The following is a 13,748-nucleotide window of genomic DNA, read 5'->3' as shown; positions in this document are numbered from 1 at the left end:
AGATTCGTCTTCTCTATTCAATTCTATTGGCTAAGCCTAGGACTCAAAGTTCAATCCTTCTTGAGCTAACTCAATCTCTCCCCCGTACTGTTCAGCAGCCTCATCTTTTAAGTCCTGGACATTACCAAAGTGCGGAAGATGACTGAGCCATAGCTTACCCACACCCGCTTCATGAGCAATCTTCCCAACTTCTTCACTTGTCATATGACCTGGGTTCGTCCCATCCATACCTTTATAAAAGTTAGAGTCGGTAATAAGCAAGTCTGTCCCTTTACTAAATGAAATAAATTCATCTAAATAGCTTGAGTCTGCTGTATAAACAAACGAAGACGTTCCATCAGATATACGCATCGCATAACACGGCACAGGGTGAGCGGTCTTCATAAATTGAATGGTAAAAGGCCCAACCTCAAGTGTTTGCTCTGGATCATACCCAATCCCTTCAGTACGGTCATGTGTAAGCGCCTCAAAGCCAGCTTGATCTTCTTTATGTCCATAGATCGGCAGAACTTCTTCTGTTTCTCTCAAAATGTTCTGTACCTTCCACGCATACTGCATCACACCGATATCAGCTACGTGGTCAAAATGATAATGAGACAGGATCACAGCATCGATATCCATAACATTTACTTTAGACTGCAAGCGTGCTAACGCCCCACTTCCACAATCAACAAGCAGCGTGAAATCTCCAGATGTAACGAGATAACTTGAAGTTGCACTGTTTACAGCAGGGTATCCACCCCAAAATCCATTTACGGTTACTTTCATGTTTATAGATCCTCCTATAGGGTATTTAAAAAAAGTACAAGTTGTTATAAAACAAAGTGTTGTATTATTCCATCTGTTATAATACAATAAAGGTACACAAACTAACTGGAGGGATTTTCCGATGATGAGCCCAATCGAGTTTTTCAAGACACTTCCTGAAAAGAAATGCACAGCATGTGGTAACGCAATCCAAGAGCAAGCTGACTGCTATGGCGATGTTTGTGAAGAATGCGACGATCCAGCTCGCTAACTCCAAGAACCTCTACACTTAATGTACCTCACGATTCACAACCTAAACAAACAATAACAAACTCTACTCTAGTGAACAGCAACCGCTGTTCTTTTTTCTTGCCAAAATGTAAAACAGTACTAGTACAGAAGAGGGGGTGTTTCCCCACAAAAAAAGCACTCCAATTTTTGGAATGCTTTTTCATTATCTCATGTATTAAAACAGAAAGGTACACCCTCCTTAAAGAGGTACTAAGCTAGAATGACGGCTTGTCGAAACTCTCGATTGAAGACGGTGGGGAAAGACATGCTCTTCGTGCTTTAAATTATACCCTTGTTCCACCTGCTGTACTAAAAGTTCTACACAGCGCCCAGCCATTTCCTGAAAGGGCTGTTCAATACTCGTAATCGACGGATTCATCAACATAGAAATGGCTTGATTATCAAACCCGATGACAAGAACCTCTTCTGGTACCTTAACCCCTGCCTTAACGGCTTCATATATAAAGCCTGCTGCCATTTCGTCCGAGCCTGCAAATACCCCGTTAATCGATGGGTAATGAGCTTTTATTTGATGAAACAACTCTCGTCCACTTTTTACATCGACAGCGGAGCTAAACAACTCAGTATCAATCGGCAATATACCATGCTCATTAAGCGCTTTCAAAAATCCTTTTTCACGATCACGAAAAACATAGCTATCGTGCCCTCCTTGTAAGAAGGCTATTTCTGTTGCACCATTTTCAATTAGATGAGTCGTTGCCTCATACGCTGCTTCCTCTTGATCAATATGAACAACAGGAACAGGGGCCGTACTTACATTTTCATTACACAATACAATCGGACCAGATTGTAAGTACTCCTCAACAACCTCCCATTCGTTTTCGAGAGAGGTCATAATTATTCCATCCACCTGTTTTGTCCGAAGAAGTTCTAAGTAATCTCTTTCTTTATCTGGTAAGTTATGAGTTTGACAAATGATGACTTGGTATCCCCATTCTGAGGCTTTCATTTCCATAGATTCTATTAAATGATTAAAGAAAGGATTCGTAATTCGTGGGAGTAACACGGCAATTGTTTCAGTCTTTTGACTGCGAAGACGCCTTGCAGAGGAATTCGGCACATATCCTAAAGCCTTCATGGCATCCTCTACTCTTACACGCTTATCTTCTGATACATACGGCTGATCATTAATCACTCGAGAAACGGTTGTTCTAGACAACCCTGCAAATTTTGCAACATCCTCTATTGTTGCCACTGTAAACGCCCCCTGATGATAATATCCGAGCTATCGATTTCACTTAAATGAAATCGTTTTCATATATGTAATTCTACTAGTCTTTGGAATTTCTTGCAACATCAGAATAAAGTGCAACCGTTTGAATCTTATTAAATGCCTTCCCCTCTACTATAGATATAGAGAAGTTTCCGTCATCTTTTATGTAGCGTAAGGTTGGCCTGGAAATCACTCGCTTTCCGCGGGCGAGCTGTCGAGCTTCCTCGTTCGCTACGCTCTCTGCGGGATCTCGTCTAGCTCTCTCTCCCGCAGGAGTCTCGCAATTTCCAGGCCAACCTTTACCGAATTGGGGAGGAGACGGAAACGCGCGATATGGCAAGCAAGGCACTTAAAAGCACTTACAATACTAAAGCGGTCCGTTCAGCCATTTAACATCAGGGCTTGCTGTGGGACGACGAGACTCCCGCGGGGTGAGGAGCTTATCCAGCTCCCCGCAGGAAAGCGAGTTGTCCCACAGCAAGCCCTAGCCCCAATCTGGTAACGGACCCATCCCCTCCCCCATTATTAATATAAAAAACAGGGCAGCTCATTATAATGAGCTGCCCTGTTGAGAGTTATTTAGCTTTTAAATAGTCCAATACGTTTTCTACAGCTTTTTCACCTTGGTCGATACAGTCTGGTATGCCGAGGCCTTCGTATGAGGCTCCTGCTAGGTAAACGCCAGGTAGTTCATCGGCCATGTCAGCTTGGATTTGTTTCAGGCGATCTTTATGACCTACTGTATATTGGGCTCGGGAATCTCTCCAGCGTGTTACTACGGTGAACTCTGGCTTTTGAGTAATATTCATCGTTTTATTTAAGTCTTGTAAAACGATGTCAGCGATCTCTTCATCTGATAGATCGACTGCTCCCTGATCGCTAGGTTTTCCTACATAAGCTCGTAGGAGCGCTTTACCATCTGGTGTTGTATGTGGCCATTTCTTATGGGTCCACGTACAAGCTGTAATTCGATAATCGCTATTTCTTGAAACGAGGAAGCCTGAACCATTAATGTCTTGTTGAATAGCGGATTGATCAAAGGCCATTGCGACGTTCGCGACAGATGTAGCAGGCATATCCTTAAAGGAATCCATAAAGGAATACTGGCTTAACATCGACTGAGCAGGATAGTGCGGGGTAGTAATGACTATACTATCCGCGTGCATGATTTCTCCGTTATGGAGCTTTAACTCATACCCTTCTGCTTTTTTCTCAATTTGAGTGACGCTTGTCTCTAATTGAACAGAACCTTCTTCTAGTGAATCGGATACAGCTTCCACAAGTGAACCTAGCCCATTTTGAAGGGTTCGGAATGGACTCGGTTTTTTGCCTGCTACTTTGTTGGAAGGTTTCGGTACGGTTTTTTGAAGACCTCTTACGATTCCGCCGTACTTTTGTTCTAATTGATAGAAGTTCGGGAACGTAGCCATTAAGCTTAAGTTGTCAATATCCCCTGAATAGATCCCGGATAACAACGGTTCTATTAGATTTTCAACCACTTCATCCCCAAGACGATTCCGGAAGAAGTGTCCTAATGATTGATCTGTTTGAGGCCTACTCTTTGGCTTAATGAAGTCACCCGCTGCTCGCAATTTGCCTTGTGGGGAGAAAAGACTTGAGAAGACAAATGGACGAACTTGAACAGGAATCCCCATAAAAGATCCACTCGGAATCTCGTGAAGTTTTTCGTTTGCTAACACGTATGATTTCCCTGTTGAAACCGTCACAAGGTCACTTGTTAGTCCAACTTCATCAATTAACCTGAAGACACTTGGCTTACGTGCCAATAGTGAATCAGGACCGCGTTCAATCGTGAACCCTTGCTTTTTCTCTGTTTTAATCATTCCACCTAGACGGTTACTTCCTTCAAGTACCTGCACGTTTAACGGCAAGTTATGCTCTTTTGCTTCTTTCTGTAAATAATAGGCTGTCGATAATCCTGTAATCCCTCCGCCTATTACAACAACTTTTTTCTGTTCAGACATCGCTATCCCCTACTTTTTAGCTTGTTTTAAAACGACTTCCGCTAATGTGCTAATAAATAATGGATGAGTATTCGGCATTTCTGGACGGTAATAAGAAGCTCCTAGCTCATCGCATACCACTTTACACTCATAATCGTTGTCATATAGTACCTCTAAGTGATCAGATACAAATCCAACCGGTGCATAGACAAATGTGCGATAACCTTTTTCGTGATAGAGGTCTCTTGTTAAGTCTTGTACGTCTGGACCAATCCACGGATCAGGTGTATTCCCTTCACTTTGCCAACCAATTTCATAGTCTTGAATTTGCAGCTGGCCTGCGATTAGATCAGCTGTTTTCTTAAGTTGATCTGGGTATGGGTCGCCGTTTTGAATAATCTTCTCAGGAAGACTGTGCGCAGAAACAATCAGAACCGCTTTCTCGCGCTCTTCTGCCGTCATTTCTTCGTATACTTTACGGAGGGATTCTGTCCAGTACTGGATAAATCCTTCCTCGTCGTACCAGCTCTCAACAGAAGTGATGTTTGTTACACCATGCTTTTCGGCTTCTTCCTGAGCACGACCGTTATATGATTTCACGCTAAACGTAGAATAGTGAGGAGCCAGTACAATCGATACAGCTTCTTCAATTCCATCGTTTGCCATTTGCTCGACGGCGTCTTCAATAAATGGATCAATGTGTTTCAGGCCTAAATATAGCTTAAATTCAACGTCATCTTGTATTTCGTTTAGCTTAGCTGTTAAGGCGTCCGCTTGTTCTTGCGTGATTCGGGCAAGTGGAGAGATCCCTCCAATGGCTTCATAACGCTCGCGCAATTCGTCGATCATATCTTGAGAAGGAGTTCTTCCTCGACGAATATGCGTGTAATAACGTTCTAAATCGTCTTCTTTATAGGGTGTACCATATGCCATCACAAGAAGTCCCATTGTTTTCTTTGCCATTCGTTAACACCTCTTTTAAAAAGTTTGTTGTCTCTTACGACCTCTTAGAATACTCGTGAATAAACTGCGTCAATCGCTGTAGTGTTTCAGGTTTCACGTCAGGGAAAACGCCATGGCCAAGATTAAACACAAATCCTGGCTGACTCATTCCCTGATCTAGTATAGCCTTTGTGCGCTCTTCTATCGTCTCCCAATCGGCTAACAATAGGGTGGGATCAAGATTTCCTTGTACCGTTTTGTTTATTCCCATATCGCGCGCTTCATTTATAGTGGTACGCCAGTCAAGGCCGACAACGTCTAGTGGAAGGTCATTCCAATCTTTTGCAAGGTGAGTTGCACCGACACCGTGCATGATGAGCGGTACATTCTCCTCGCGAAGTTCTGAAAAGATACGCTCCATTACTGGCTTAATATACTGACGATAGTCTCGTACACTTAACGCTCCTACCCAAGAATCAAAGATTTGGATGGCTTTAGCACCTGAATGGATCTGAGCTCGGGCATAGCGAATGACAAGGTCAGCAAGTTTGTCCATTAATAAAAACCATGCTCTCGGATCTGTGTACATCAACGCTTTAGTCTTATGATAATTCTTAGATGGTCCACCTTCAATCATATAGCTTGCCAGCGTAAATGGTGCTCCGCTAAAGCCGATTAACGGAACATTTAGCTGCTCTTCTGTTAGTAGTTTGATGGTATCTAAGACGTAAGGAACGTCGGATTGTGGATCAATTTCGCCAAGTTTCTCTACATCAGCCAGGGAACGAATTGGGTTGTGGATCACTGGCCCAATTCCTTTTTTAATTTCAACATCCACCCCAATTGCCGGTAACGGTGACATAATGTCTTTATAAAGAATTGCCGCATCAACGTTATAGTTTTCCACTGGTAAACGGGTTACGTAAGCGCATAACTCTGGTTGATGAGTAATCTCAAATAAAGAGTATTTCTCTTTCAATTTGTTGTATTCAGGTTGGGAACGTCCCGCCTGTCTCATATACCACACAGGTACATGATCTGTTTGTTCTCCTCTGAAGGCTTTTAAAATCGTGTCATTAAATGAATTTGTCATACCGTTCTCACCTTTCACATTGATCATTTGCACGTCGACAGTGATCAATTGTCTATCTACCAATATACCCAGTGACGGTTTTTATGTATAGATTATGAAGCAGATTGTCATGATTTTGTCGATTACTTAATTATTTCCTATCCCTATTTTACACAATATTGATGCGAAATGAAAAATATTGTCGAACGTTTTCATAAAGGAAGCCACATCAAGAGGCAATAATGCCCTGATGTGGCTTCTCGATTCGCTACCGCTCTTCGTGTTTCCTTGATCTCACGCCGGCTCAGTCCAGTCTGTACGTTGCTAAGCGGGTGACTTGCGCTTTTGATTCGGCTAGCTCCTGTCACCCAGCAACTAGCAGACTTCCCTCACCTCTGATCGATCAGTCAACATCGATTCGCTACCGCTCTTCGTGTTTCCTTGATCTCAAGCCGGCTCAGTCCAGTCTGTACGTTACTAAACGGGTGACTTGCGCTTTTGATGTTACCATTCAACTCTTACTTGATTAGAAGGTGATCCTTCTGTATTCGTTAGTGGATCGTATGGAACGACATAATAGGTTTCGTCATGGAATAACGTCAGTCGTTTAATCGTATAACGACCTCTTCCTTCTACTTCACCGATTCGTTCGTCTTGTCCTTCTTCTTCTCTATAAATGCGATAGACGACACGGTCATCTCTTGCTGGTGTCCATGTTAGTTCTGCTTGGAGAAGAGTTAAGGAGCCAAACGAAAGGTTTCCATCAAAGTCATCTATGATAGGTAGATCAATCGGTGGTGGTACGTCTTCTACTCCATCAGGCTGTGTGAATGAGTCTTCTAGTTGCTTTATCTGATCGACTCGACTAAATACTTCTTTCATTACCTTTGTAGGATAGGCACTTCCTCCATTTAAATAGTGCTTCTCATCAGATTGGTCATAGCCAATCCATACAGACCCAACATATTCAGGGGTGAAGCCAACAAACCAGGCATCTTTTGTTTTCTTATCCGCATAAGGGTGCTGGGTAGAACCGGTTTTGCCAGCTAAAGCTTTCTCATACGTACCGCTTCTCCCTGTCCCTTCTGTTACAACGGATTCTAGCATCCTTGTAATGGACCAGGCTGTTTGAGGATTGAAGATTTGCTCAGGCTTTGGCTCATACTTGTGGACCAATTCCCCGTCTTTGTCGTAAATTTCTACAATGGAATGAGGATCTATCATTTCCCCGTCGTGAATAAACGTTCTGTAAGACCGAACCAGATCTACTGGTGTCACGCCTTTTTTAAGACCACCTAGTGCAATGGATAATCCATTGTCTTCAAGATCCATCCCTAGCTTCTCTATATAATTCTTTGAGTAATCAATTCCAATCTCATTTAGTAGCCAAACGGCTGACGCATTTTTCGATAACATCAGTGACTTATAAATGGATATATAGTCGTCATACTTGTCATCGTAATTAGTAGGAGTGTAATCTCCATATGACAGCTTTTGATCCACCAACAGGGAGTATGGTGTATATTGTTCCAGATCAAGAGCAGGACCATATACAGCCAGTGGCTTCATGACAGAACCTGGCTGACGTTTTTCTAACAAACGGTTTAAGTCTCCTCGCTCATTATTACGCCCCCCTTGCGCGGCCAGAATCTCCCCTGTTTCCTGATCCATTAACAGAAACGTTCCTTGGACTCCTTCAGCAGAGCCGGGAAAGTACTGATCAATTTGCATCACTTCGTGTGATATACGTTGAATGTCTTCATCTACGCTCACAACAATGCGATAGCCTCCCTGATACAATTCATCTTCGCTGAGTCCATATTCTTCTTTAGCTTCTGTTACGACATAATCAAGATAGCTATTCAGCCACGGTTTCTCTTCAGGACTGCCATGATTGATACCGAGATTCTTGCGTTGCAACTGCACAGCTTCCTCTGATGTCACAAAACCTTCGGCATGCATGCGGCTAATAACGATATCGCGACGCCCCTTCGCACGTTCTGGGTGATCAATGGGGTCATAGTAATTCGGCCCTTTCGGCAAGGCTGCTAGTAACGCTCCTTCTGTTAAAGAAAGTTCTGAAACAGGTTTATTGAAGAAGTATTGAGAAGCAGATTCAATACCGTATAACCCGTTACCAAAATAGATCGTGTTTAAGTAGTATTCGAGAATTTTCTTCTTCGGCACGTTTCGTTCTAAGTACAAGGATGCCATCACTTCTTTGATTTTTCGTGTCCACGTCTTGTCATGGGTTAAGAATAAATTTTTCGAGAGTTGCTGGGTAATCGTACTCCCGCCTTCCACCTTTTTCATTGCGATTAAATCACGGTATAACGCCCTGGCTGTTGCGATAACATCAACACCTGCGTGTTCATAAAACCGTCCATCTTCAATTGCTATGAAGGCATTCTCCACATGATCAGGTATATCACCAATCGGGACAACTGTTCGATTCTCTTTATATAATTTTGTTAATTCATCACCGCTTCTTGTTTCGATCACAGATGCTTCATCTAGTACTAGCAGACGCTCATCTACGATCCTCTTCCCGCCAATTAGTAGAGTAAAATAACCAGCGAAAGCTAGTACCACCATGCTTGCTACAACAATGATGAGCCAGCGCCATCTCTTTACCCAGTCCGGGATTTTTATTTCTCTCCAATTCATAACGTTCACCTCGTCCTATTGTACATTGGAGTGCTTCTTGCTTTACCAATATTATACGCTAACACAAAGTTTTAGAAAAAGGCTTCCTTCTTGCTTGCTTTTTAAATTCTTTCGTTGCTAAACTTAACTTAATAGAAAGGAGACGTTTTCATGAATGTATATATGACACTTGGCACCTATGATTACCTGGCTTCTTTAACTGAAAAGCACGACCAAAAGATCTTTCTTATGCAGGGTGAAAGTTCTGCCCTTGCTTATACAGAAGGGGAAAACATCTTCCAAGAGCCACGCTCTTATGAAACTGTTGATCACCAAGGAGAGCTTCAAGAAGAAGGATTTGTTGTCATGAACAACATCCCTGTAACAGATGAAGGGCGCCCACTCTTTGAAGATCGCTTCAAAAACCGTGCAGGCGCAATCGAAGATTCACCTGGGTTTCAGGCGATCCGAATCTTACGTCCAGAAGAAGGCAATACGTACGTTGTCTTCACTCAGTGGAAAGATGAATCAAGCTTTGAAGACTGGAAGAATTCCCAAGCCTTCCAAAAGGCTCACAAAAATTCAGGACCTCAAAGCACAGAAAAACCATCCTTCTCAGCAGGACCAGCCTACTTAACGAAATATCATATGACAAAACCAGACTAAACATACACAAAGCCAGCAAAAAGCTGGCTTTTTCTATTGCCAAACACTCTCAAACTCTAAAGCAAAGAAGCGTGCCAGACACCCATTAATGCTTCACAGCACGAAAAGGTGTCTGGCACGCTTTAACTGTGTAATAGGCTGACGCGTGTCTGACACCCTTTAATCTTGTACAGCAGTGGTGCGGAATTTGTGAGAATTGTAAATTTCTTTCTTTTGAAATTGAGAGATTATGTTGTTATAGTTAGATAGGTTTTTATATCTAATTAACATGAAGGGAACGAGCAACTATGAAAAAACAACTTATGTTTGTAGTAAGTTTGGCTTTTGTTTTCATCTTAGCCGCTTGTGGTTCATCTGAGGGCAATGAGAAGGAAAAAGAAACGACTACTTGGGATAAAGTACAGGAAGAAGGAGAGATTGTAGTCGGGACATCCGGCACCCTAGTAGCAACCTCTTACTATCCTAAAGATTCTGATAAACTATCAGGCTATGACGTCGAAGTTATGCGTGCGATTGGAGAAAAGCTTGGCGTTGATGTGAAGTTTCAAGAGATGGGATTTGACGCTCTATTTGCTGCTATGAACAGCGGACGCATCGATGCAGCGATTAACGACATAGAGGTAACCGATAAACGTGAAGAAAAATATGCGTTTACGACGCCTTATAAATATTCATATACGACATTGGTTGTCCGTGAAGACGGGTTAAGCGGTATTGAAACACTTGATGACCTAGAAGGCAAGCGTGCCGGTGGTGCGGCTACCTCTGTATTTAGTGATATTGCACGTCATTACGATGCTGAAGTCGTAACATACGATAACGCCACGAACGACGTCTACCTTCGTGACGTAGACAGAGGAGAGACAGACGTAATCATTAACGATTACTACCTATCCAAACTAGGAATTAATGCTTTTCCTCAGTTTGATCTAGTCCTTCACCCAGACATTAAAGTTCACCCTACGAAACAAGCGATTCTACTCGAGCAAGAAGACACTGAAATTCAAAAGAAAATGAATGAAGCGCTTGAAGAATTACGTGAAGACGGGACACTTACAGAGCTGTCGAAGAAATTCTTCCTTGGGGAAGACGCTTCTAAACAGCCTGAAGGTGAGATCACTGAAATCGAAGGCTTAGACTCTTAAAGGCGTTGATCATTTATGATAAGTCCTACTTTTTTTCTAGAAATGGAACTAGATAAGCTTTTCAACCCGCGTCTTGCGTGGGAGAGCTTACCTACTGTTCTAGAGGGACTCCCTTACACCATTGCCATCTCCTTAGCCGGGATGGCAATTGGTCTCTTACTAGGGTTCTTTCTATCATTAGGCCGCTCTTCCTCTGCTTTTTACTTGCGCTGGCCATCCAGGCTCTATATTTCCTTTATGAGAGGGACACCCATTCTTGTCTTTCTCTTTCTATTATATTTTGGCTTTCCTTTCATTGGAATTTCCATGTCGGCCGTTACCTCAGCTGTCGTAGCGTTCGGTTTAAATAGTGCTGCTTACAACGCAGAAATCATACGCGCTTCATTGAAAAGTGTTTCAAATGGACAGTGGGAAGCCTCGAGAGCACTAGGGCTCAGTTACTGGCAGACGGTACGATTTGTCATTGTCCCTCAAGCTACTCGAATCGCCTTACCGCCTCTTACTAATGTAATGCTTGATTTAGTCAAAGCAACATCCCTGGCAGCAATTATTTCTGTTCCTGAAATGATTCAACACGCCAAAATTGTGATTGGACGCACAGGAGATGCCATGACGCTTTACCTGCTGGTAGCCTTTATATACTGGCCTCTTTGCATCATCATCGCCACATTCCAAGAACGCTTAGAAGCTCGCTATGATTTTCACAAAAAGTAATTGAAAAATAAAATGGCCCGTGCCTCAAAAAGCACAGGGCCATTTCTTATTTATTGTTGCGCACCATCCACATGTGGCAAACAAATATAATTGTAAAAGCTGTAAAGGATAGTAGAGGGATCGTAATAAATCCTCCCCAATTAATATACGTACTTCCACAAGAGACGACGTTACATCCATCCCCTGCATCCTTTAAAAACGGTAGCTTTTGCATTCCATAGTGATAGGCTGCCACTAAAATACCTAAACCACTCATGAACAACCCGGCAGCTCCATACCTAAGATCCTTACGAGCCAAGGCGATTCCATATAACAATACGAGCGGATACATTAAAATCCGCTGGTACCAACATTTCTCACAAGGAATAAAGTCCATCACTTCTGAAAAAAATAGACTCCCAAATGTCGCTAAAACGGACGTTAACCAGGTAATAAAGAGCACCTTCTGCACACGTTCACTCATCATCAAAACATCCCCAATTCAAAACATTCTCCCTTCAGTATAATAAAGGTGAATCACGGATTCTAGTAAAAAAGAGATGAAGGTCATCCTTACCACTCAACATTTCTTGTATCAACGAAAAAATCGAGTACAAAATCATGGCGATTTTGTACTCGACTCTTCTTTATGAATCTTTTGAACGAATGAGCCCATTCTTATGCGCATAGACCGCTGCTTGAGTACGGTCTTGCACAGCTAATTTACTTAAAACATTGCTTACGTGTGTCTTAACCGTTTTAATTCCGATAAATAGCTTTTCGCTAATTTCTTGGTTCGTTAATCCATCACCAATACACATCAATACCTCTAGCTCCCGCCCAGTCAGGTCATCATGGAGCTTCTTTTCTTTAGAACGGAAACGTGTCATCATTTTGTTAGCAACTTTAGGTTCAATGTGTGTCTCACCTTTGGCAGCCTTCTTAATCGCCGAAGCAATCTCATCTGCTGAAGATGTTTTTAACATATAACTGAATGCCCCTGCTTCAAGCGCTGGGAACACTTTCTCATCATCATAATAGCTCGTGAGAATAATAATTTTACAATCAGGGAGCTCACTCATAATCTGCTTTGTAGCTTCAATGCCATCCCCATTTTCCATCATAAGGTCCATCAGCACTACATCAGGTTTTTCTTTAAGAACTAGTTTAGCGCCCTCATTTCCACTTGAAGCTTCGCCAACAATATCAAACATCGGCTCTGTCATTAAATAGGCAATAACGCCTTTACGAACCACATCATGGTCATCTACAACCACCATTCTAATCGCCTCACTCATCCGCAACCGCCTCCTGAATTGGAATTCTTATATCAATGTAAGTCCCTTCTCCTGGCTTAGAACGAAGTGCAAAGGTACCACCAATTTCTTCGGTTCGTTCCTGCATGGTTTTTAAGCCATACGAGGTTTTCTTATCTTGGTTTACATGGAACCCTTTCCCGTTATCACTAATATGTAAAAACACTTGGTCACTCATGCCCTTTAACGAGATTTGAACATCGGACGCTTCAGCATGACGCAAAATGTTTGATAAGGCCTCTTGTACGATACGAAAGAGGTGCTCCTCTGCCCCATCAGATAAGGCAATGGTGTCATCTAGATCGACAGAAAACTCGATTTGACATTTCTCTTGTAATTCATGAATGAGCGTCTGGATTCCTTCATGCAAGGACTCACCAGACAAATGAACGGGCCTTAAATGTAAAAGCAAGGCTCTCATTTCTGTTTGAGCCTGAAGCGACATAGAGGTGATCTCCCCAAGCTGCGCTTTTGCTCGATCAGGATCTTGATCAAATAAACGCTCGGTGGCTTGTGCCATCATGGTTAATGCAAACAACTGTTGGCTTACTGCATCATGAAGATCACGTGCTAAACGTTGTCTTTCTTCAATCGTGGCTGCTTTATGAGCGGTCTTGGCAAACTCTGATTTCTCATCTGCCATTCGCTGAAGAGATTTTACTTGGCTTTGCAATTTGCCTGCTAACTCATTTAATTCTTCCGCAATATGTTCAAATTCATCATCTGTATTCAAATAAATTTTGGCGGTGTAGCTTCCTTGAGCTAATGCACGGATCATCGTTGTCATTCCATCAAGCTTTTCTTTAATGCCACCGCTTGACTGAAATCCAACATAAATTGATACAAGTCCTGAAACTACAATAAACAAACCAATAAAGAAAAAAATGGATCCCTGACTTAGCCAACTAGGTTCACTTAGCACATAAAAACCTAATAAAACTGACATTAAAATGAGCACCGTTAGAAACATCCCATAAAAATGAGATCGAATAAAGCAATAGCGAACACTACTCAGTCGTTTTAACATTCTCA

13 protein-coding genes are annotated in these 13,748 nt (G+C 42.4%); 4 read left to right on the top strand and 9 right to left on the bottom strand.

Going from position 1 to position 13,748, the window contains the following annotated elements; all coding sequences use genetic code 11:
• Positions 1–36: 36 nt before the first annotated feature.
• Positions 37–768 carry an MBL fold metallo-hydrolase gene (locus tag IMZ31_RS04000; RefSeq protein ID WP_207529318.1) on the bottom strand — a complete coding sequence of 244 codons (732 nt, stop codon included), beginning with the start codon at positions 766–768 and terminating at the stop codon, positions 37–39.
• Between the two features lie 121 nt (positions 769–889).
• Here IMZ31_RS04000 and yhfH point away from each other — a divergent pair, with 121 nt between their 5' ends.
• Complete coding sequence (gene yhfH / locus IMZ31_RS03995; RefSeq protein ID WP_084599712.1) at positions 890–1,018, top strand: protein YhfH; 129 nt, start codon at positions 890–892, stop codon at positions 1,016–1,018.
• Positions 1,019–1,237: 219 nt separating this feature from the next.
• On the opposite strand, the gene IMZ31_RS03990 is transcribed toward yhfH, so the two are convergent.
• From IMZ31_RS03990 to IMZ31_RS03970, 5 genes are all read right to left on the bottom strand, one after another.
• The gene (locus IMZ31_RS03990) at positions 1,238–2,254 is read right to left on the bottom strand and encodes a LacI family DNA-binding transcriptional regulator (RefSeq protein WP_207529317.1); all 1,017 of its coding nucleotides are present in this window, start codon (positions 2,252–2,254) and stop codon (positions 1,238–1,240) included.
• Positions 2,255–2,847: 593 nt separating this feature from the next.
• Complete coding sequence (gene hemY, locus IMZ31_RS03985; RefSeq protein ID WP_207529316.1) at positions 2,848–4,257, bottom strand: protoporphyrinogen oxidase; 1,410 nt, start codon at positions 4,255–4,257, stop codon at positions 2,848–2,850.
• Between the two features lie 9 nt (positions 4,258–4,266).
• A complete protein-coding gene (hemH, locus tag IMZ31_RS03980) occupies positions 4,267–5,199 on the bottom strand; it encodes a ferrochelatase (protein ID WP_207529315.1) in 933 nt (310 codons plus the stop codon).
• Between the two features lie 34 nt (positions 5,200–5,233).
• Entirely contained in the window at positions 5,234–6,271 is a 1,038-nt protein-coding gene (gene hemE / locus IMZ31_RS03975) for a uroporphyrinogen decarboxylase (RefSeq protein WP_207529314.1), read from the bottom strand.
• 483 nt (positions 6,272–6,754) lie between these two features.
• Positions 6,755–8,917: a transglycosylase domain-containing protein gene (locus IMZ31_RS03970; protein WP_207529313.1), complete on the bottom strand. Its 2,163-nt coding sequence runs from the start codon at positions 8,915–8,917 to the stop codon at positions 6,755–6,757.
• Between the two features lie 150 nt (positions 8,918–9,067).
• On the opposite strand from IMZ31_RS03970, the gene IMZ31_RS03965 reads away from it, so the two are divergent.
• The 3 genes from IMZ31_RS03965 to IMZ31_RS03955 all read left to right on the top strand — a co-directional run bounded on the left by IMZ31_RS03965 (position 9,068) and on the right by IMZ31_RS03955 (position 11,421).
• Positions 9,068–9,562, top strand: a complete 495-nt coding sequence (locus IMZ31_RS03965; protein ID WP_207529312.1) for an antibiotic biosynthesis monooxygenase family protein — start codon at positions 9,068–9,070, stop codon at positions 9,560–9,562.
• A gap of 287 nt (positions 9,563–9,849) precedes the next feature.
• A complete protein-coding gene (locus tag IMZ31_RS03960; RefSeq protein WP_207529311.1) occupies positions 9,850–10,707 on the top strand; it encodes a transporter substrate-binding domain-containing protein in 858 nt (285 codons plus the stop codon).
• 15 nt (positions 10,708–10,722) lie between these two features.
• Complete coding sequence (locus IMZ31_RS03955) at positions 10,723–11,421, top strand: amino acid ABC transporter permease (RefSeq protein ID WP_207529310.1); 699 nt, start codon at positions 10,723–10,725, stop codon at positions 11,419–11,421.
• A gap of 46 nt (positions 11,422–11,467) precedes the next feature.
• Here IMZ31_RS03955 and IMZ31_RS03950 read toward each other — a convergent pair whose 3' ends face one another.
• The 3 genes from IMZ31_RS03950 to IMZ31_RS03940 form a co-directional block, all read right to left on the bottom strand.
• The gene (locus IMZ31_RS03950; protein ID WP_207529309.1) at positions 11,468–11,884 is read right to left on the bottom strand and encodes a disulfide oxidoreductase; all 417 of its coding nucleotides are present in this window, start codon (positions 11,882–11,884) and stop codon (positions 11,468–11,470) included.
• A gap of 163 nt (positions 11,885–12,047) precedes the next feature.
• The gene (locus IMZ31_RS03945; protein WP_207529308.1) at positions 12,048–12,698 is read right to left on the bottom strand and encodes a response regulator; all 651 of its coding nucleotides are present in this window, start codon (positions 12,696–12,698) and stop codon (positions 12,048–12,050) included.
• A complete protein-coding gene (locus tag IMZ31_RS03940) occupies positions 12,691–13,743 on the bottom strand; it encodes a sensor histidine kinase (protein ID WP_207529307.1) in 1,053 nt (350 codons plus the stop codon). Before IMZ31_RS03940 ends, IMZ31_RS03945 begins: the two co-directional genes overlap by 8 nt.
• Between the last annotated feature and the right edge of the window lie 5 nt (positions 13,744–13,748).

Source organism: Pontibacillus sp. ALD_SL1 (assembly GCF_017355605.1).
This window is presented reverse-complemented; position numbering and strand designations above follow the sequence as displayed.

What these genes read in the sequence shown, in the direction of transcription:
- IMZ31_RS03970 (WP_207529313.1), bottom strand. Translation starts at nt 8,917, where the DNA reads ATGAATTGGAGAGAAATAAAAATCCCGGACTGGGTAAAGAGATGGCGC.
- IMZ31_RS04000 (WP_207529318.1), bottom strand. Translation starts at nt 768, where the DNA reads ATGAAAGTAACCGTAAATGGATTTTGGGGTGGATACCCTGCTGTAAAC.
- IMZ31_RS03940 (WP_207529307.1), bottom strand. Translation starts at nt 13,743, where the DNA reads ATGTTAAAACGACTGAGTAGTGTTCGCTATTGCTTTATTCGATCTCAT.
- IMZ31_RS03965 (WP_207529312.1), top strand. Translation starts at nt 9,068, where the DNA reads ATGAATGTATATATGACACTTGGCACCTATGATTACCTGGCTTCTTTA.
- IMZ31_RS03955 (WP_207529310.1), top strand. Translation starts at nt 10,723, where the DNA reads ATGATAAGTCCTACTTTTTTTCTAGAAATGGAACTAGATAAGCTTTTC.
- IMZ31_RS03960 (WP_207529311.1), top strand. Translation starts at nt 9,850, where the DNA reads ATGAAAAAACAACTTATGTTTGTAGTAAGTTTGGCTTTTGTTTTCATC.
- hemE (WP_207529314.1), bottom strand. Translation starts at nt 6,271, where the DNA reads ATGACAAATTCATTTAATGACACGATTTTAAAAGCCTTCAGAGGAGAA.
- yhfH (WP_084599712.1), top strand. Translation starts at nt 890, where the DNA reads ATGATGAGCCCAATCGAGTTTTTCAAGACACTTCCTGAAAAGAAATGC.
- IMZ31_RS03945 (WP_207529308.1), bottom strand. Translation starts at nt 12,698, where the DNA reads ATGAGTGAGGCGATTAGAATGGTGGTTGTAGATGACCATGATGTGGTT.
- IMZ31_RS03950 (WP_207529309.1), bottom strand. Translation starts at nt 11,884, where the DNA reads ATGAGTGAACGTGTGCAGAAGGTGCTCTTTATTACCTGGTTAACGTCC.
- hemY (WP_207529316.1), bottom strand. Translation starts at nt 4,257, where the DNA reads ATGTCTGAACAGAAAAAAGTTGTTGTAATAGGCGGAGGGATTACAGGA.
- hemH (WP_207529315.1), bottom strand. Translation starts at nt 5,199, where the DNA reads ATGGCAAAGAAAACAATGGGACTTCTTGTGATGGCATATGGTACACCC.